The organism is Pseudomonas turukhanskensis, assembly GCF_027922365.1.
GTDB classification, from domain to species: domain Bacteria; phylum Pseudomonadota; class Gammaproteobacteria; order Pseudomonadales; family Pseudomonadaceae; genus Aquipseudomonas; species Aquipseudomonas turukhanskensis.
In genome coordinates this window covers 95,893-113,569 of sequence record NZ_BSFN01000001.1, presented here as the reverse complement: position 1 = coordinate 113,569, position 17,677 = coordinate 95,893, and the positions used below count along the sequence as shown (strand labels likewise).

The 17,677-nt window shown below is 61.2% G+C and carries 14 protein-coding genes, 1 pseudogene and 1 riboswitch; of the genes and pseudogenes, 6 read left to right on the top strand and 9 right to left on the bottom strand.

Features of this window, described 5'->3' with window-relative positions; genetic code table 11:
* Positions 1 to 122 precede the first annotated feature (122 nt).
* The gene (locus PKE98_RS00465; RefSeq protein ID WP_271193264.1) at positions 123 to 1,526 is read right to left on the bottom strand and encodes an adenosylmethionine--8-amino-7-oxononanoate transaminase; all 1,404 of its coding nucleotides are present in this window, start codon (positions 1,524 to 1,526) and stop codon (positions 123 to 125) included.
* Positions 1,527 to 1,742: 216 nt separating this feature from the next.
* On the opposite strand from PKE98_RS00465, the pseudogene PKE98_RS00460 reads away from it, so the two are divergent.
* The 3 genes and pseudogenes from PKE98_RS00460 to PKE98_RS00450 all read left to right on the top strand — a co-directional run.
* Positions 1,743 to 3,233, top strand: a pseudogene (locus PKE98_RS00460) (flavin monoamine oxidase family protein); the annotation flags it as partial.
* 275 nt (positions 3,234 to 3,508) lie between these two features.
* Positions 3,509 to 4,063, top strand: coding sequence for a cytochrome b (locus PKE98_RS00455; RefSeq protein ID WP_271193263.1), 555 nt, complete (start codon positions 3,509 to 3,511; stop codon positions 4,061 to 4,063).
* A gap of 30 nt (positions 4,064 to 4,093) precedes the next feature.
* A complete protein-coding gene (locus tag PKE98_RS00450) occupies positions 4,094 to 4,678 on the top strand; it encodes a YceI family protein (RefSeq protein WP_271193262.1) in 585 nt (194 codons plus the stop codon).
* A gap of 241 nt (positions 4,679 to 4,919) precedes the next feature.
* On the opposite strand, the gene rhlE2 is transcribed toward PKE98_RS00450, so the two are convergent.
* The 5 genes from rhlE2 to ahcY form a co-directional block, all read right to left on the bottom strand.
* Positions 4,920 to 6,875 (bottom strand): RNA helicase RhlE2, encoded by a 1,956-nt coding sequence (gene rhlE2, locus PKE98_RS00445; RefSeq protein ID WP_271193261.1) that lies wholly within the window; start codon positions 6,873 to 6,875, stop codon positions 4,920 to 4,922.
* Positions 6,876 to 7,041: 166 nt separating this feature from the next.
* The gene (locus PKE98_RS00440) at positions 7,042 to 7,773 is read right to left on the bottom strand and encodes a DUF3142 domain-containing protein (protein WP_373877790.1); all 732 of its coding nucleotides are present in this window, start codon (positions 7,771 to 7,773) and stop codon (positions 7,042 to 7,044) included.
* Between the two features lie 4 nt (positions 7,774 to 7,777).
* Positions 7,778 to 9,877, bottom strand: a complete 2,100-nt coding sequence (locus PKE98_RS00435; protein WP_271193260.1) for a PA5441 family protein — start codon at positions 9,875 to 9,877, stop codon at positions 7,778 to 7,780.
* Positions 9,878 to 9,958: 81 nt separating this feature from the next.
* On the bottom strand, positions 9,959 to 10,804 hold the full coding sequence (gene metF, locus PKE98_RS00430; RefSeq protein ID WP_271193259.1) for a methylenetetrahydrofolate reductase [NAD(P)H]: 846 nt from the start codon (positions 10,802 to 10,804) through the stop codon (positions 9,959 to 9,961).
* A 113-nt stretch (positions 10,805 to 10,917) separates the two neighbouring features.
* The gene (gene ahcY / locus PKE98_RS00425; protein WP_271193258.1) at positions 10,918 to 12,312 is read right to left on the bottom strand and encodes an adenosylhomocysteinase; all 1,395 of its coding nucleotides are present in this window, start codon (positions 12,310 to 12,312) and stop codon (positions 10,918 to 10,920) included.
* 21 nt (positions 12,313 to 12,333) lie between these two features.
* Positions 12,334 to 12,453, bottom strand: a riboswitch (S-adenosyl-L-homocysteine riboswitch).
* Between the two features lie 186 nt (positions 12,454 to 12,639).
* Between ahcY and PKE98_RS00420 the strand changes: the two genes are divergently transcribed.
* The 3 genes from PKE98_RS00420 (at position 12,640) to PKE98_RS00410 (ending at position 14,106) form a co-directional block, all read left to right on the top strand.
* Positions 12,640 to 13,044, top strand: coding sequence for an acyl-CoA thioesterase (locus PKE98_RS00420; RefSeq protein WP_309298732.1), 405 nt, complete (start codon positions 12,640 to 12,642; stop codon positions 13,042 to 13,044).
* Between the two features lie 103 nt (positions 13,045 to 13,147).
* Positions 13,148 to 13,534, top strand: coding sequence for an MAPEG family protein (locus PKE98_RS00415; RefSeq protein WP_271193257.1), 387 nt, complete (start codon positions 13,148 to 13,150; stop codon positions 13,532 to 13,534).
* Positions 13,535 to 13,656: 122 nt separating this feature from the next.
* Complete coding sequence (locus PKE98_RS00410; RefSeq protein ID WP_271193256.1) at positions 13,657 to 14,106, top strand: c-type cytochrome; 450 nt, start codon at positions 13,657 to 13,659, stop codon at positions 14,104 to 14,106.
* Here PKE98_RS00410 and PKE98_RS00405 read toward each other — a convergent pair whose 3' ends face one another.
* The 3 genes from PKE98_RS00405 to metK form a co-directional block, all read right to left on the bottom strand.
* A complete protein-coding gene (locus PKE98_RS00405; protein ID WP_271193255.1) occupies positions 14,107 to 14,511 on the bottom strand; it encodes a DUF1090 domain-containing protein in 405 nt (134 codons plus the stop codon).
* 103 nt (positions 14,512 to 14,614) lie between these two features.
* Entirely contained in the window at positions 14,615 to 16,294 is a 1,680-nt protein-coding gene (gene ligB, locus PKE98_RS00400; protein WP_271193254.1) for an NAD-dependent DNA ligase LigB, read from the bottom strand.
* A 189-nt stretch (positions 16,295 to 16,483) separates the two neighbouring features.
* Positions 16,484 to 17,674 (bottom strand): methionine adenosyltransferase, encoded by a 1,191-nt coding sequence (gene metK / locus PKE98_RS00395; protein ID WP_271193253.1) that lies wholly within the window; start codon positions 17,672 to 17,674, stop codon positions 16,484 to 16,486.
* Positions 17,675 to 17,677 lie beyond the last annotated feature (3 nt).

Genomic DNA, 17,677 nt, shown 5'->3' with positions numbered 1-17,677 from the left:
TTGACGGGCTCTTGGGCTAGAGCCAGACAAGGCGGGTCCTCGCCGAAAAGCGCAACGTACTCCAGTACGTGAGCATTTTCGGCGAGGGCTCTACGCCGTATGGCCGACGACCAAGAGCTCGTTTAACCCGGATCGCGGAAGTTCGGGTGACGGCCACTCACCGGCACCGAAGTGCTATTGGCCGTTGCAATATCAATCCCCTCGCTGGCCACCTCGGCCAGAAAGTCGATCTGCTCTGGCGTAATCACGTACGGCGGCAGGAAGTACACCACGCTGCCCAACGGGCGCAGCAACGCACCGCGCTCCAGCGCATGCTGGAACACTTTCAAGCCACGCCGCTCCTGCCACGGGTAGGGCGTTTTGCTGGCTTTGTCTTGCACCATTTCAATCGCCAGCACCATGCCGGTCTGCCTTACTTCCGCCACATGCGGGTGGTCGACCAGGTGCGCCGTGGCGCTAGCCATACGCGCGCTCAAGGCCTTGTTGGCTTCGATGACGTTGTCTTGCTCGAAGATATCCAGCGTCGCCAGCGCTGCTGCACAGGCCAACGGGTTGCCGGTGTACGTGTGGGAATGGAGGAAGGCGCGCAGGGTTTGATAGTCGTCGTAGAAACCTTGGTAAATCGCTTCGCTGGTCAGCACCGCCGCCATCGGCAGGTAGCCGCCGGTAAGGGCTTTGGACAGGCACAGGAAATCGGGCGCGATACCGGCCTGCTCGCACGCGAACAGGGTGCCGGTGCGGCCGAAACCGACGGCGATTTCATCGTGGATCAGGTGCACGCCGTACCGGTCGCAGGCCTCGCGCAGTAGCTTGAGGTACACCGGGTGGTACATGCGCATGCCGCCGGCGCCTTGAATCAACGGCTCGATAATCACCGCAGCGACGTCCTGATGGTTTTCGGCCAAGGCCTGTTCCATCTGGCCGAACATCACCCGCGAGTGCTCTTCCCAGCTCACGCCCTCGGGGCGCAGGTAGCAGTCGGGGCTGGGCACTTTGATGGTGTCCATCAAGAGCGACTTATAGGTTTCGGTAAACAGCGCCACATCGCCCACCGACATCGCGGCAATGGTTTCCCCGTGATAGCTGTTGGTCAGGGTGATAAAGCGTTTTTTGCGCTCCTGACCGGTGTTGCGCCAGAAGTGAAAGCTCATCTTCAGCGCCACTTCGATGCCGGACGAACCGTTGTCGGCGTAGAACACCCGGTCCAGCCCCGCCGGGGTGAGTTTGACCAGGCGCTCGGACAGCTCGATTACCGGCTGATGGCTGAAGCCGGCCAGAATCACGTGTTCCAGCTGGTCGACCTGATCCTTGATGCGCTGGTTGATGCGCGGGTTGGCATGGCCAAACACATTTACCCACCAGGAGCTGACGGCATCGAGGTAGCGCTTGCCGTCGAAGTCTTCGAGCCACACCCCTTCGCCACGCTTGATGGGCACCAGCGGCAATTGCTCGTGGTCCTTCATTTGTGTGCATGGGTGCCAGAGCACCGCCAGATCGCGTTGCATCCACTGATTATTCAGGCTCATTCGAAACTCCCAGGCAGTCGAGACAGCTGTACAGACGCGGCCAGTCGCAGGCTGGGCACGTAAAGCAGGGGTGCAGCCTATGCAATGGTCGGCGCTGTAACAACCCAAACACCATTTAGCCGACGGGTCTGGCTGGTTCCGCTTCGGTCTGCGGCGTATTCTGCGCGCCATCTAAGAGCGTCCCGCTGCCTGCGGAACGGGTTTAAGGAGTTGTTTATGTTACGGACCGGTTTGCGCGCCTTGGCGCTGCTGGCAATGGGTGTTTTCAGTGTGGCCGCGAACGCCGCCGACAAACCCGCCGCCGCGAAGCAACCGACCGCCATTGTGGTTGGCGGCGGGTTGTCGGGTTTGACCGCAGCGTATGAGCTGCAACAGAAGGGTTGGCAGGTAACCCTGCTGGAAGCCAAGCCCAGCATCGGTGGCCGTTCGGGGCTAGCTACCAGCGAGTGGATTGCGGGCAAGAAAGTCCAGCCCGCTTTGAATAGCTATCTGGACACCTTCAAGCTGCAAACCCTGCCCGCGCCTGAGTTTGTGCGTAACCCCAGCTACCTGATCAATGGCGAGTACTTTACCGCCGCAGACTTGGCGACCAAGCAGCCGCAAACCGCCGAAGGCCTCAAGCGTTTCGACAAGAGCCTGGACGAGTTGGCCGCTTCCATCAGTGACCCGATGAACCCGGCCGCCAATAACACACTGTTTGCCCTCGACCAGATCACCGTGGCCAAGTGGCTGGACAAGCTGGCGCTGCCGGCCACTGCACGGCTGTTGGTGAATCAGCGCATCCGTTCGCGCTATGACGAGCCCTCGCGTTTGTCGCTGCTCTACCTGGCGCAGCAAACCCGTGTGTACCGTGGCGTGGACGACCGCGACCTGCGCGCCGCGCGCCTGCCCGGTGGCAGCCAGGTGCTGGCGTCGGCCTTTCTCAAGCAGCTGAAAACCATCAAGACCAATTCCAAGGTTTCGGCCATTAGCCAGGACAAGGACGGTGTGACGGTCAAGGCCGGCGCCGTGGGTTACAGCGCCGACTATGTGGTACTCGCTGTGCCGCTCAAGGCGCTGGCGCAGATCCAGCTGACGCCGGGTCTGGACGCCGCGCACATGGCCGCCATCAAAGGCACCAACTACGGTTGGCGTGACCAGATCATGCTCAAGTTCAAAACCCCGGTGTGGGAGAGCAAGGCGCGCTTGTCCGGGGAAATTTTCACCGACCAGGGCCTGGGCATGCTGTGGATCGAGCCGGCCGCCAAGGGCGGCGCCAATGTGGTGATCAACCTCTCGGGCGACAACGCCCGTGTGCTGCAAGCGTTCGGCGACAAGCAGATGGTTGACCAGGTGCTGATCCGCCTGCACGCCTTCTACCCGAAAGCGCGCGGCGCGTTTACCGGCTATGAAATCAAACGCTACAGCACGGACCCGTCTACCGGCGGTTCCTACCTGGCGTACGGCCCCGGCCAACTGACGCGTAACTGGCGCATGTGGGAAAAACCGCTGCAGCGCGTGGTGTTCGCCGGTGAACATACTGATGCGATGTACCCCGGCACCCTGGAAGGCGCCCTGCGTAGCGGCCAGCGCGCGGCCAGTCAGGCGCAGGATTTGTTGGCGGGCAAGGAAGTCGACCCGGCGAAAAAGCAGGTAGTTGCCGAAGCAGCGCCGGTGAAGAAAACCAAAGACGGCGAAGACAAGCCTGGGTTCTTCTCCAAGCTGTTCAATTGATGCCCCAGCATTGAGTAGCGGCGGATATCCGGGGTGCGGATATTCGCCCTAAGCCATTACGTCCCCGTCGCTACACCGCTAATCAAAGGCTTCGAGGCTGCCCCCTCATAAGTGCGCACTCACCCCGACCACTCGGTCATCCGTTCTTTTCTCCCGTCTAACCCGCTACAACCCATCGTATTTCCCGATATTTCAAAGCAGAATTTTTCGCTTTAACTCGATAGATTTACCGCTAGTCTTAGCCCACTGCTTTTTACGGAAACCTTGCTATGCAGCTGCGCAACTCCCCTTCCCGTTATGGCCTGGTCAGCATCGTGTTGCACTGGGGCATCGCTCTGGCGGTATTCGGATTGTTCGGTCTGGGCCTGTGGATGGTCACCCTCGATTACTACAGCCCTTACAACCACTCTGCGCCGGCGCTACACAAAAGCATCGGCCTGACCCTGTTGGCGCTGATGCTGGTGCGCCTGCTGTGGCGCTTCATCAGCCCGCCGCCACCGACCCTGAGCAGCTACAGCAAGGCCACCCGTCTGGGCGCCAAGCTCGGTCATGGGGTGCTGTACCTGGTTTTGTTTGCCGTACTGATTGCCGGCTACCTCATCTCCACCGCCGATGGCCGGCCTATTGAAGTATTTGGCTTGTTCGCGGTACCTGCCTCACTCACCAGCATTCCTGACCAGGAAGACGTTGCCGGTGCAGTGCATTTGTACCTCGCCTGGGGCTTGGTAATTTTTGCCGGTCTCCATGCGTTAGCAGCTCTGAAGCATCACTTCATCGATCACGATGTAACCCTGACCCGCATGTTCGGCCGTCGCGCCGACTGACTCACTCACTGCACTAGAAGGACTTACGCAATGCTCAACCTGAAAAAATCCCTGGCTGCCCTGGCCCTTGGTACTGCCCTGCTGAGCGCCGGCCAGGCCATGGCTGACGACTACACCATCGACAAAACCGGCCAACACGCGTTTATCGATTTCAAAATCAGCCACCTGGGTTTCAGCTACATCTACGGCACCTTCAAGGATTGGGAAGGCACCTTCAGCTTCGACGCCAAGAAGCCTGAAGCGAGCAAAATCGACGTCACCCTGAAAACCACCAGCGTTGACACCAACCACGCCGAGCGTGACAAGCACATCCGCACCGCCGACTTCCTCGACGTCTCGAAATTCCCGGAAGCCAAATTTGTTTCGACCTCGGTCAAATCCACCGGTGAAGGCACCGCTGACGTGACCGGTAACCTGACCCTGCACGGCGTCACCAAACCGGTTGTCATCGCCGCCAAATTCATCGGCGAAGGCAAAGACCCATGGGGCGGCTACCGTGCAGGCTTCGAAGGCACCACCACCATCAAGCTGAAAGACTTCGACATCCAGAAAGACCTGGGCCCGAAATCCCAGGAGCTGGAGCTGATCATTTCGTTTGAAGGCGTGAAGAAGTAAGGCTTTAACCCGCACACAAAAACGCCGGCCTAGTGCCGGCGTTTTTGTGTGCGGGTTAAAGCCTTCTCGGGACTCGTAGGAGCCAGCTTGCTGGCGAATGGTGCGAACGCAATTCGCCCCTCCAAGTTTCCAAGGTTCGAGCGATCGGGTGGCCGTTCCCCTCACTCTTACGGCAATGGAGTTGGCCGGCACAAACAAAAACACCGGTCCAAGGCCGGTGTTTTTGTGTAAAGCGCGGGGCTTAGCCTTCGCGATTACGGGTCAGCAGTGCCGGTTTTTCACCGCGGTTGCGGCTCGGCAGCTTGTCCAGTTGCTCCAGCTGTTCGGGCGTCAAGGTACGGTCGATTTTCGACTCCTTGTGCACGATTACCGGCGTGTGCTGCGGCTCGCGCGGGCCACGCACGGCCGGTTCCTGACGCAGGGAGTCATCGCGGCCGCGATTGCGTGAGTCATCACGACGTGGCTGGCCGGAGCCGCTACGGCCCGGGGCGCGTTTGCCCTGGCCCGCATTGGCACCACCATTGCGCTGGCCGCCACCGGCCGGTTTGCCTTGACCTTGCGGACGCGGCGATTGGCTGCGCGGCGCTTGGCCGGCAGGGCGCGGAGCGCCTTGACCGACGCCGTTGCTGGCGCTCGGGCCAGTCGGTGCGGCCGGGCGACGACCACGGTTCTGCTGACGACCCTGGTTCGGGCTGACATAGTCGGCACGGTTACCGAAGTTGTCGATTTCGTCGTCCAGAAACTCGTCCGGCGCGCGATCGGCAGGCAGTGGCGGAATCGCCGCCGCAGCGTTGCTGGTGCGCGGTTGACGCGGTTCGTTGCTGCGCGGCTGACCTTGGCGCGGCTGCTGTTGACGACCTTGACCGGCAGGTTTGTCACGGCCCTGGGCAGCGGGTTTGTCTTTGCCGTCCTTGCCTTTGTCTTTGCGGCCGCTGCCACGGCGTTCGCCACCGCCGCCGCCCGGTTTGTTCGGGTCACGCGGGGCACCACGGCCACGGTTCTGGCCTTCAGGGCGCTCGCGCACTTCCGGTTTTTCCGCCTCCACGGTGCTGGCATCGAAGCCCATCAGGTCGCCATCGGCGATCTTCTGTTTGGTCATGCGCTCAATGCCTTTGAGCAGTTTCTCTTCGTCCGGCGCCACCAGCGAGATGGCTTCACCGCTGCGGCCCGCGCGGCCAGTACGGCCGATACGGTGCACGTAGTCTTCTTCAACGTTGGGCAGCTCGAAGTTGACCACGTGGGGCAGTTGGTCGATGTCCAGGCCACGGGCGGCGATATCGGTGGCCACCAGAATGCGCACGGCATTGGCCTTGAAGTCAGCCAGGGCCTTGGTGCGCGCGTTCTGGCTCTTGTTGCCGTGAATCGCCACAGCTGGCAGGCCGTGCTTGTCCAGGTACTCGGCCAGGCGGTTGGCGCCGTGCTTGGTCCGGGTAAATACCAGCACTTGTTCCCAAGCACCGGCGGTAATCAGGTGAGCGAGCAGGGCGCGCTTGTGGTTAGCCTGCAGGCGGAACACCCGTTGCTCGATGCGCTCGACAGTGGTGTTGGGCGGCGTGACTTCGATGCGCTCGGGGTTGTGCAGCAGTTTGCCGGCAAGGTCGGTGATGTCTTTGGAGAAGGTTGCCGAGAACAGCAGGTTCTGGCGTTTGCTCGGCAAGCGCGCGAGCACCTTCTTCACGTCATGGATAAAGCCCATGTCGAGCATGCGGTCGGCTTCGTCCAGGACCAGGATTTCCACATGGGAAAGGTCCACGCTGCCTTGACTGGCGAGGTCCAGCAAACGGCCCGGGCAGGCGACCAGTACGTCGACACCGCGCGCCATGGCTTGCACCTGCGGGTTCATGCCAACGCCGCCGAAGATGCAGGTGGAGACGAATTTCAGATCGCGCGCATACAGCTTGAAGCTGTCATGCACTTGCGCGGCGAGTTCGCGAGTGGGGGTCAGTACCAGCACGCGGGGCTGTTTCGGGCCGTGGCGGTGCTCGCGGTCCGGGTGGCCGTTGGGGAACAGGCGCTCGAGGATCGGCAAGGCGAAGCCACCGGTTTTACCGGTGCCCGTCTGGGCGGCAACCATCAGATCGCGACCTTGCAACACGGCGGGAATAGCCCGCTGTTGCACTGGAGTGGGCTCGGTGTAGCCAGCAGCCTCAACGGCACTGACTAAAGCCTCGGAGAGACCGAGGGAAGCAAAGGACATGAGTAATCCTGTTTAGTAAGGGCGTGGCCCATGGGGAAATTCTGCCGTGCATGAAGCGCGTTGAGGGCGCGCTCCCGTCCGGTCCTGCGGGCCTCTAGGAGGGCCAGCGTCCGGGCGTAAGCCAAGCGGGGAAGCCGGAGTATAACAGAGCATTTCCACAATGCGCCTAGTGCGGCGACGCAGGGGCATTGAGGAGAAAAACCACATAGCCTCGAAACAGCGGCAAGCCTTCGAGAAAGTACGGTGCCTGCCACTTGCCGTATTGCACCAGGCCGATCTTGAACGGCAGTTGCAGGTGCTTGGTTGGTGGCAGGTAAGCGCTGTAATTGGCAATGGTGTGGCGGCCCTGATACGTCTGGATGACGAGTTCGTCCACAACACCGACCAATTGGTTCAATACTGCGGGGTCTGCATTGGGGGCCCAGTCGAGCAAGCCGGTGATGCTCAGGCGGTAGTTTTTTGGTAGACGTTCGCGCAGCTCGCGCAGAAATTTCACGTAGTGGTGCAGATCGCGGGTGCGAGCATCGAAGTCAATCTGGATGCCCACCACGGCGTTGCCCGCCAGCTGCCAGCGCCGTAGTTGCGACAGCAACACGGCATAGGCTTCAGGCGGCCACTCTAGTGTTTGCGCGCGATACGCCAACCAGATCTCGCCGGGATGAGTGGCTAGCCTGGGCACGGACATGCCTTGGGCCAGAAAGCGCACGGCCCCGCCCTGGCGGCGTGGCGCGCGCTCGATCTGGCCTTGCAGGATGTACAGGCTTTTCGCCCGGGCCAGCAGCGGCTGCGGTTGCACGCCGCTCCAGAGCCAGAAGGCGTCGTACTGGCTGGCATCCACCCCGGCAAAGGCCGGGCCGCCACAGCAGGCCAGCAGCAGGCCAAGCAAAAAGCCCTTCACCGGCTTACCAGTAGTACTTCAGCGACTGGGCCCAGGTGCTGTTGGCGTACTGACGTTTGAGCGTGGAAAACCACTGCTTGCGTACAGCCTTGTCGATTTCATCGCCGTTGCAATGGTTGTAGCCGCTGGTGGCGTAGCAGTTGATGGCGCGGTACAGCGCATAGGCGCGGTCGTCGGCCGGGGCTTTTTCGTTGGCGATAATCTGCTGGTAACCGTGCAGCGGGTCGAAGCGTTCGCCCGGGAACTGGCTTTTGCTGCCACCCAAGGCATATTCGCCCGGCGAGCCGTCCAGGGGCAGCGAATGGCTGCGGCTGAACTCGCCGAGGCAGTTGAGGGCCTGGGCATTACCCGGTTCGCTTTCCAGCACCGCCGCGGTTTCTTTAGGGGTTGGGCAGGTATAGCCGTCGTCATTCTCGCCTTGGGCGTTGACGAATTGCGTGAGCGGCTCGGGTACCGGCTCAGGAACCAGCGCCAGGTCGGCCTTGAACGCCGCATAGTGGCCTTGCAACAAATCCTTGTAGAGCAGCACCGACAGCGCGGTGATCGATTCTGCCGTTGCGACCTTGCCGTCGTTCGCCACGCGCCGAAGCAGCTCAGGCGAGGCAACACGGCTCAACACTTGCGCACGCCAGTCGCTGTTGGTGATCAGCGAATCGGCGGCGAAAATCTTCTCCACCTGGTTGCTGTGCTCGTAATTGAGGGCCAGCGCCAATTGCAGTTGCTGCAGTTGAATCGGTTGTTCGGTCAGCTTGAACAGCTTCAGCCAGTGGGCTTGCGCCGCCGGCCATTGACCGTCCTCTTCCAAGGCCATGCCGCGCACGACCTGCTGGCTGAAATGCAGGTGGTCGAGAATGGTGTCGTCGGTAGCTTCTGGCAGAACGGCCAAAGCCTCGGCCGGCACTTCGCCGACGTAGTAGTGCCAGGCGCCGAGCAGGTAGGCGTAAAGGTCAGGCTCACTGGCAAACAGCGGTTTTTGCGCCTGCAGTTGCTCCTTGCTGAGCGGCTCTTCCGACCGCATGTTCTTGAGGTCGATAACGGCCAGCAGCATGGGATTGGTGACGCCTTGGGCGCTGGTGAACAGCTTGTTGTCCACCTCATCAGTCAGTTGTTGCAGGCTGCTGTCGCGCTTGTTCAGGTCTTGTTCTGCCAACTGCTCGGCATACGCAGCGGCCAGTTTTACGTTGTCTTGTTGCAGCCAGTACACGCGGCGCAACAGGCCCTTGGCCGAAAGCGCGTAATCGCCCTGCGGGTAGCTTGCCAGGTACGCCTGAAGGGCCGCTTCGGCATTGGCCAGTGCAGGTTGATCGGCCTTGCTCAGGTCGGCGTAGCCATATTCGTCAAAGGCATTGGCCTGGGCTGCATTCAACTGACTGCGGGCCACCATGTAGCTGGCGGTGTCCTTCAGCCATGGCTGTTCGCTGCTGGTGAGTTCGGTAAAACGCGCAATGGCGGCGCTGAAATCGCCGTCATAGAAGGCTGCCGCGCCTTGCAGGTAGGTCGCAAATTGCCGGCCGGGAATCGATTGCACCCCGGTGAAATTCAGCGGTTGTGGCTCGCTGGCTGGGTGCTCCTGCTGCAACAGGGTCAGGCGTTGGATAGCCAGCCGTTTGCGCTCGGGCTCGGGCAGGTCGGCTGCCAGCAACTGGGCGATAAAGGTGGCGGTGGTGTCGGTGTTGTTGCTGCTCTGCCGGCTGCCTTCGCCGCTGGCATAGGACGGCGCCTCGCTCAGGTCCGGGTAGTCCGCGCTCATGCCCAGCTTTTCGATCAGCGCCGAAAGCGAATTGGTATCCGCTTCGGTTGGCGTATCGGTGGGGGCGGCTTCAGGGCTCGCGACGCTGAACAGTTGGTCCAGCGCAAAGGGCACCAGGGCATTTTGGTCTTCGGCTTTTTCCGGGTTGCCCGCCAGGCTCGGTTGGCCGGCGTCCGACAGCAGCCAGTGCAAGTTGGCACGGGTGTCGTTGCTGGGGCTCAGAAACGCCTGGGTGGAACAGGCATCCAGTCCTTTTGCTTGCAACTGCAAGCTCGGCGCGCACTCGCTGTCGTCAAAGCTGGCGTGGGCCAGCGGTGTGCCGAGCAGGAGCAGTGCGAGGGCAAAACGGTTCATCGAGGCGCTTCCTTGTCGATCGATTTCAAAGACGTATTCATTAAAAAAGCCGCTTCAGAAGCGGCTTTTACCCAAGCGGTATTAACGCGGCAGCTTGAGGTTATTCCAGATCGCCAGGCTCGGCTCTGCCTGGTTCAACGTGTAGAAGTGCAGGCCCGGCGCGCCGCCTTGCAGCAGGCGGTCGCACATCTCGCTGATCACCTGTTCGCCGTAGCTCTGGATGCTCTCGATGTCGTCGGCATAGGCCTCCAACTGCTTGCGAATCCAGCGCGGAATTTCGGCGCCGCAGGCATCGGAGAACCGTGCCAGCTTGCTGTAGTTGGTGATGGGCATGATGCCCGGCACGATAGGAATGGTGACGCCCATCTTGCGTACGCGCTCGACGAAGTAGAAGTAGCTGTCGGCGTTGAAGAAGTACTGGGTGATCGCACTGTCGGCGCCGGCCTTGGCCTTGCGCACGAAGTTGGCCACGTCGTCTTCGAAGTTGCGCGCTTGCGGGTGCATCTCCGGGTAGGCGGCAACTTCGATATGGAAGTGGCTGCCGGTTTCTTCGCGGATAAAGCTCACCAGGTCGTTGGCGTGACGCAGCTCACCGCTGGCCATGCCCATGCCCGATGGCAGGTCGCCGCGCAGGGCAACGATGCGCTTGATGCCCGCTTCCTGATACTGCTTGAGCAGGGCGCGCAGTTCGGCCTTGCTGTCGCCAACGCAGGACAAGTGCGGTGCAGTGGGCACCTTCACTTCGCTGTCCAGCTGCAGCACGGTGTTGATCGTGCGGTCACGGGTGGAGCCACCGGCACCGTAGGTGCAGGAGAAGAAATCGGGGTTGTAGCCGGCCAGCACACGGGCGGTGGCCATCAGTTTTTCATGCCCAGCGTCGGTCTTGGTCGGGAAGAACTCGAAGCTGTAGCGACGTTCTTTGCTCATTTAACAGTGCTCTTAGAAAACGCTGGCGAATGGTCGACAGGCCCGACGTGCATAGCAAAAGCCGGGCCTGTACTTCGCACCAAGGCGCACGCACGGGGCGTGCGCCGGGCACATCAGTAGCGGTAGGCGTGTGGCTTGAACGGACCTTCCTGCGCCACGCCAATGTAGTCGGCCTGGGTTTTGGTCAGTTTGGTCACGACGCCGCCGAAACCCTTGACCATTTCCAGGGCCACTTCTTCGTCGAGCTTCTTGGGCAGTACTTCCACGGTCAGGCGCTCGGCTTTCTGCGCCGGGGTCAGGTCGGCGTATTTCTGGCCGAACAGGAAGATCTGCGCCAGCACCTGGTTGGCGAACGAGCCGTCCATGATGCGGCTCGGGTGGCCGGTAGCGTTGCCCAGGTTAACCAGGCGGCCTTCGGCGAGCAGAATCAGGTAGTCATCGTTGTGCGGATCGAAGCTGCCGGCGCCGGTGCGGTGAACCTTGTGCACTTGCGGCTTCACTTCTTCCCATGCCCAGTTCTTGCGCATGAAAGCGGTGTCGATCTCGTTGTCGAAGTGACCGATGTTGCAGACTACGGCGCGTTTTTTCAGAGCGGTGAGCATGTTGCTGTCGCAGACGTTGACGTTACCGGTGGTGGTGACGATCAGGTCGATCTTGCTCAGCAGCAGTTTGTCGATGCTGGCAGCGGTGCCGTCGTTGTTGCCGTCGATAAAGGGCGAAACGACTTCGAAGCCGTCCATGCAGGCTTGCATGGCGCAGATCGGGTCCACTTCGGTGACCTTGACGATCATGCCTTCCTGACGCAGCGACTGGGCCGAGCCCTTGCCCACGTCACCGTAACCGATCACCAGCGCTTGCTTGCCCGACAGCAGGTGGTCGGTGCCGCGTTTGATGGCGTCGTTCAGGCTGTGACGGCAGCCGTATTTGTTGTCGTTCTTGCTCTTGGTCACCGAGTCGTTGACGTTGATGGCCGGGATTTTCAGCTCGCCCTTGGCCAACATGTCCAACAGACGGTGTACGCCGGTGGTGGTTTCTTCGGTCACGCCGTGGATTTTTTCCAGCATGGCCGGGTATTTCTTGTGGATGATCTCGGTCAGGTCGCCGCCGTCGTCGAGGATCATGTTGGCATCCCATGGCTGGCCATCCTTGAGGATGGTCTGCTCGATGCACCACTCGTACTCCTGCTCGGTCTCGCCTTTCCAGGCAAACACCGGAATACCGGCAGCGGCGATGGCGGCAGCAGCCTGGTCTTGCGTGGAAAAAATATTGCAGGACGACCAACGCACTTCGGCACCCAGGGCAACCAGGGTTTCGATCAGCACGGCAGTCTGAATGGTCATGTGGATGCAGCCGATGATTTTCGCGCCTTTGAGCGGCTGCTCACCGGCGTACTTGTGACGCAGGCCCATCAGGGCTGGCATTTCGGATTCGGCGATGATGGTTTCGCGGCGGCCCCAGGCGGCCAGGGAAATATCGGCGACTTTATAGTCGGTAAAAGCAGCGCTCATGCTGTAACTCCATTCGTGGTGTGCGAATGGGCGCCGTTGATGCGTTTTAACAGTCTCGATGCATCACCTGCATCGGCTGTTCTCTACGCCCTGCTCGAGCCTGACAGGTAAAGAACACCTGCTGCAGCGCCCCTCGAGCAGGTGGCGGGAGCGGCCGTAACTACCCAAGGCCGCTTTGAAGCTGGAGGATTATAGCCGCGCAGGCGAGCTTGCCCAAGGCTTTCTGTCTAGTTATGCGCAAGTGCTATGAGCACTATTGATAGGCATGGTGCGACAGGCTCAGGTGGCGTCTGCCATGCTGTACCTGTCCTAACACAAGGAGCAGATATGAACTTCCACACGCGCAAATGGGTGAAGCCAGAAGACCTCAACCCCAATGGCACCCTGTTCGGCGGCAGCCTGTTGAAGTGGATCGACGAAGAGGCGGCGATCTACGCCATCATCCAGCTGGGCAGCCAGCGGGTGGTGACCAAGCTGATTTCCGAGATCAATTTTGTCAGCTCGGCGCGTCAGAGCGACATTATCGAGCTGGGTATCACCGCCACTGAATTCGGCCGCACGTCGCTGACCATGCGCGCCGAGGTGCGCAACAAGATCACGCGTAAAAGCATTCTGACCATCGACAAGATGGTGTTTGTGAACGTCGATATCGAAGGCAACCCGGCGCCCCACGGCAAAACCGAAATCACCTATATCCGTGACCAGTTCAAGGAAGAGGGCGGTTCGGCCTGAACCGGCGGATTGACTGAAATGCCATGGGCCAGCGCTCAGTTGGCCATGGATTCTGCGCGCGCATAAGGGCAAGCTGCTCGGACAATAAAACCGAGGAGTTGCCATGACCATCGCTTACTGGTGCGTGCTGATCGCGCTGTTTCTTCCCTACGTGTCCACCGTGGCTGCCAAGGCTCTGGGTGGCGGCTTTACGCCTAAACACAACCACGACCCACGCGCGCTGCAGGCGACCCTGACCGGGCCGGCGAAACGCGCCAACAACGCGCAGCTCAACGCGTTTGAAGTGACGCCGGCGTTCGCGGCGGCAGTGATTATTGCCCACCAGGTCGGCCATGCGGCACAAACCACCATCGACCTGCTGGCCATCTGGTTTGTCGTCAGCCGTGTGCTTTATCTGATCTGCTACCTGGCCGACTGGGCGCCGATCCGCTCGCTGGTGTGGGGCGTTGGTATGGCCTTGATTGCCAGCTTTTTCTTCGTCAGCGCGTAAAGCGGGTAAATCAGCCGATGCGGCGCAATGGCGCACCAGCGCAACGCCGCAACGGTTGGTAATCCGACGCCAGGCGAGGATACTGGCGGCCGCCGTCGAACAGCCAAAAAGTAGCCTCGTCCATGATTCTGAAAAAATCCTTTCTTGTTGCCCTGGCCTGCGTGGCCCTCACTGCCTGTGGCGGTGTCGATCCCAATTCACCGCAAGGCAAACGTCAGGCGGTGTTCAAGCAAATGCTGAAAACCGGCGAAGACCTGGGTGGCATGTTGCGCGGGCGGGTGCAGTTTGACAGTGCCCGCTTCACGGCCGGCGCGGTCAAGCTCGATGAGCTGTCCAAACAACCCTGGCAGTACTTCCCGCAGGTAGCCGAAACCGACAAAAGCAGCGCCAAACCCGAAGTGTGGGAAAACCAGGCGCGCTTTCAGGAGTTGGCCAAAAACCTCGAGGCCGCTACCGCGGCGCTAGTAGTGGCCAGCAAAGACACGCAACTGGATGCGAAGAAACTCGACGCTCCCGTGCAGGCCGTCGAAGACGCCTGTGAAACCTGCCACAAGGCGTTCCGCAACCACTGATCAGCGTTCCAGCTGCTTCTTCGCCTCGTCGAGTTCTTTACGGGCCTCGGCGAGTTTGTTTTTGCGGCTGTCGATCTTTTCCGGGTCGCCCTTGCTCATGGCTTTTTGCAGGTCGCTCTCACGTTTTTTCACTTCGTGTTGAGCGTCCAGCACCTTCTGCTCGCGGGATTTTTCCAACTGTTCATCGGTGCAGTTGCTTTTTACCTCGCTCAAGGCCTTTTCCAGACCCGCTTGCTGGGCGCTGTTGCCAGCGGCCTTGGCCTGTTCGATCTGTTGCGAGATAGCGTCGCGTTTGGCGGCGCAGCCGGTGAGGGTCTTGGTGGTTTCAGCGGCTACTGCGGCGGTGGTCACAAGGCTCAGCAGGGCAGCGGTAATAAGGTGACGTACAGGGTGGTGGGAAGACATTGCAGCGCTCCATGGCAGTGAAAAGTCCGCGAGCGGCAGGCCGTCGCAGGGTCACAATGGCCTGAAGTCTATCCCATGGAGCCGGCGATGGCGGCTCGGGTTTTCAGAAGCCGGGTACCGCCGCCGCTTGCAGTTTGTCCCGTAGCGCCAGCACCTGCGGGTGGCGAAAAAAATCCTGCAGTTGCTGTGCACGTGTAATTCCGATGCCGGGTTGGGCCAGCCAATCGCGCTCACTGCGGTTGGCCAGCGTGTCCCAGTTTTCCGGCAGGCTGGCGCCGCCCGTGGGCGGCAATCCGATGGCTTTCAGCCACGTGGTGAACGACCGCCCTCGCGCGGCGTTAAAGCTGTTGAACACGTTGTTGGCGCTGCGTTTGCCGAAGCCGGGCAGGCTGGCAAGCTCCGCTTCGCCGAGGTCCAGCCAGTCGAGTAAACCGTTCATACGTTTGGCACTCAACAATTTGTCCCAGGTGCCAGGCCCCACGCCGGCCATGGCCAAGCCCTTTTTGCTACTCAGCCATTCCAGCCGCGCCTGGAACTGACTGGTGCAATTGCCGTCTGGCTGCCAGCAACTCAAGTGATGAAAGTCCTCGGCGTTCGGTCCCTCCAGCGGCGCGCGCAGCTGGGTACGCCAGGTGACGTCGTCCAGACGCGGAATCGTCAGGCCGGCCAGGGCGATGGCCACCTGGTCGCCGGGGCGAATATCCAGGCGCTGCCAGCGGCGTAGCGAGCCGACGCTGACCCGGCGGATCGTTCGGTCGTCCAGACGCACCGGTTGCAGGTGCAGCAACGGTGTAATGCGCCCAGTGCGCCCGATCTTGAACTCCACCCGCCGAACCTCGGCCAATGCCTGGGAGTAGGGGTATTTCCAGGCTACGGCGGTGGCTGGCGGCGCGGCACGCCAGCGGCTCCCGACAGGCCGAGTGCCCTGGCGGACCACCACGCCGTCGCTGGCAAACGGCAACGCGCTCTGATGCCAGTGGCGCCGCCAGCGCTCGGCATCGCGCCAGTGGCTGATGGGCTTGCTGAATTCGTTGGTGTCGGCAAAACCGAGGGCGCGCAGATTTTCCAGTCGCGCTTTCATTTCCACGGGCCCCAGCGGTAGCTCCCAGACGAATAGACCGATACGCGGGCCATCGCTTGCCGATAGCACTTTGCGATTCAGCAACCCCGCTACCGTGGCGCGGGCCCCCATGCCGCCGCTTTTGGCCTGGATATGGGCGGGCAGCCGCAAGTACAACTCGCCTTGCAGGATGGTTTGCGCTTCCTGAGTCGGCAGGGTGGAAGCAATGGCTGGGATATGTTCGGCGTGCGCGGTCCAGTCCTGGCCGGTGAGGCCGTCCCCGCGGCTGACCATCTGATGCAGTCGGCCATTGCGGTACACCAGGCTAACGGCCACCCCATCGACTTTCGGCTGTACCCACACATCTTCGCGGTGCTGCATCCAGGCTTGGATCGCCGCGGCATCGGCGAGCTTGTTCAAACCGGTGTGGGCGATCGGGTGCGCAAGCGGGCCACCGGTTGCCGGGGCCGCAGGGGCTTGAGCTACCTGGATGGCGGGAAAGCACTCACGCCATTGGCGCAGGCGCAAAACAGTCTGGTCATAGAGCTCATCGGCAATGAGCGATTGGCCCAGGCGGTGATAGTGCTCATCCCATTGGCTGATTTGCCGGGTCAGGGCATCGAGTTCGGTGGTGGCTTGCTCGGGCGTCCAGGTCGGACAGGGTGCCGCCAGAATGGGAAGGGAGAAACCGCAGCAAAGCAGCAAGGCAATCCGTCGCAGCATGGTGAACGTCCTGTTCGAGTGAGGGCTCGAGGCAGGTTACGGATTGAGCGGTTTGCTCCTAGCGGCCGGTGCTGGTGCCTTTGTAGGCCATGGCGTGTCAGCGACGAGAAAGTTTGTGGTTTGGGCGCTGATAGGCGAGCAATAAAAAGCCCCGCACTGGGCGGGGCTTTTGGGCAACACGACGAAGCGTTACAGGCCGGCAGCAGTGCGCAGCTGTTCGGCCTTGTCGGTTTTTTCCCAGGTGAAGGTGGTGAAGGTGTCGTCGCCCACGGTCAGCTGTTCCGGGGTACGGCCGAAGTGGCCGTAGGCCGCTGTCGGACGGTACATCGGGTGCAGCAGGTCGAGCATCTTGGTGATGGCGTACGGACGCAGGTCGAAGGTGTCGCGCACCAGCTGGATGATCTTGTCTTCGCTGACCTTGTTGGTGCCGAAGGTGTTGATCGACACCGAGGTCGGCTGCGCCACGCCAATGGCGTAAGACACCTGAATCTCGCAACGGTCGGCCAGGCCGGCGGCCACGATGTTCTTGGCCACGTAGCGACCGGCGTAGGCGGCGGAGCGGTCAACCTTGGATGGGTCTTTGCCGGAGAACGCGCCACCACCGTGACGGGCCATGCCGCCGTAGGAGTCGACGATGATCTTGCGGCCGGTCAGGCCACAGTCGCCCACCGGGCCACCAATCACGAAGTTGCCCGTCGGGTTGATGTGGAACTGGGTGTCCTTGTGCAGCCACTCGGCCGGCAGCACGTGCTTGACGATCAGCTCCATCACGCCTTCGCGCAGGTCTTTGTAGCTGACATCCGGGTTGTGCTGGGTGGACAGTACAACGGCGTCCACAGCGACCGGCTTGCCGTTTTCGTAGCGGAAGGTGACTTGCGATTTGGCGTCCGGACGCAGCCACGGCAGCAGGCCGGATTTGCGCGCTTCTGCCTGACGCTCCACCAGGCGGTGGGCGTAGCAGATTGGCGCTGGCATCAGCACATCAGTGTCGTTGCTGGCGTAGCCGAACATCAGGCCCTGGTCGCCGGCGCCCTGGTCTTCGGGCTTGGTGCGGTCAACGCCCTGGTTGATGTCGGGGGACTGCTTGCCAATGATGTTCATCACGCCGCAGGTGGCGCCGTCGAAGCCTACGTCGGAGCTGGTGTAGCCGATGTCGGTGATGACGTTACGGACGATTTCTTCCAGGTCGACCCAGGCGTTGGTGGTCACTTCACCGGCGATAATGGCCACACCGGTTTTCACCAGGGTTTCGCACGCCACGCGAGCGAATTTGTCCTGGGCAATGATGGCGTCCAGTACGGCATCGGAAATCTGGTCGGCGATTTTGTCTGGGTGTCCTTCAGACACGGACTCAGAGGTGAAAAGAGAGTATTCGCTCATCTC

Bases quoted from the DNA above. Each gene is read 5' to 3' on its own strand.
- PKE98_RS00465 (WP_271193264.1), bottom strand. From the start codon at position 1,526: ATGAGCCTGAATAATCAGTGGATGCAACGCGATCTGGCGGTGCTCTGG.
- PKE98_RS00455 (WP_271193263.1), top strand. From the start codon at position 3,509: ATGCAGCTGCGCAACTCCCCTTCCCGTTATGGCCTGGTCAGCATCGTG.
- PKE98_RS00450 (WP_271193262.1), top strand. From the start codon at position 4,094: ATGCTCAACCTGAAAAAATCCCTGGCTGCCCTGGCCCTTGGTACTGCC.
- rhlE2 (WP_271193261.1), bottom strand. From the start codon at position 6,875: ATGTCCTTTGCTTCCCTCGGTCTCTCCGAGGCTTTAGTCAGTGCCGTT.
- PKE98_RS00435 (WP_271193260.1), bottom strand. From the start codon at position 9,877: ATGAACCGTTTTGCCCTCGCACTGCTCCTGCTCGGCACACCGCTGGCC.
- metF (WP_271193259.1), bottom strand. From the start codon at position 10,804: ATGAGCAAAGAACGTCGCTACAGCTTCGAGTTCTTCCCGACCAAGACC.
- ahcY (WP_271193258.1), bottom strand. From the start codon at position 12,312: ATGAGCGCTGCTTTTACCGACTATAAAGTCGCCGATATTTCCCTGGCC.
- PKE98_RS00420 (WP_309298732.1), top strand. From the start codon at position 12,640: ATGAACTTCCACACGCGCAAATGGGTGAAGCCAGAAGACCTCAACCCC.
- PKE98_RS00415 (WP_271193257.1), top strand. From the start codon at position 13,148: ATGACCATCGCTTACTGGTGCGTGCTGATCGCGCTGTTTCTTCCCTAC.
- PKE98_RS00410 (WP_271193256.1), top strand. From the start codon at position 13,657: ATGATTCTGAAAAAATCCTTTCTTGTTGCCCTGGCCTGCGTGGCCCTC.
- PKE98_RS00405 (WP_271193255.1), bottom strand. From the start codon at position 14,511: ATGTCTTCCCACCACCCTGTACGTCACCTTATTACCGCTGCCCTGCTG.
- ligB (WP_271193254.1), bottom strand. From the start codon at position 16,294: ATGCTGCGACGGATTGCCTTGCTGCTTTGCTGCGGTTTCTCCCTTCCC.
- metK (WP_271193253.1), bottom strand. From the start codon at position 17,674: ATGAGCGAATACTCTCTTTTCACCTCTGAGTCCGTGTCTGAAGGACAC.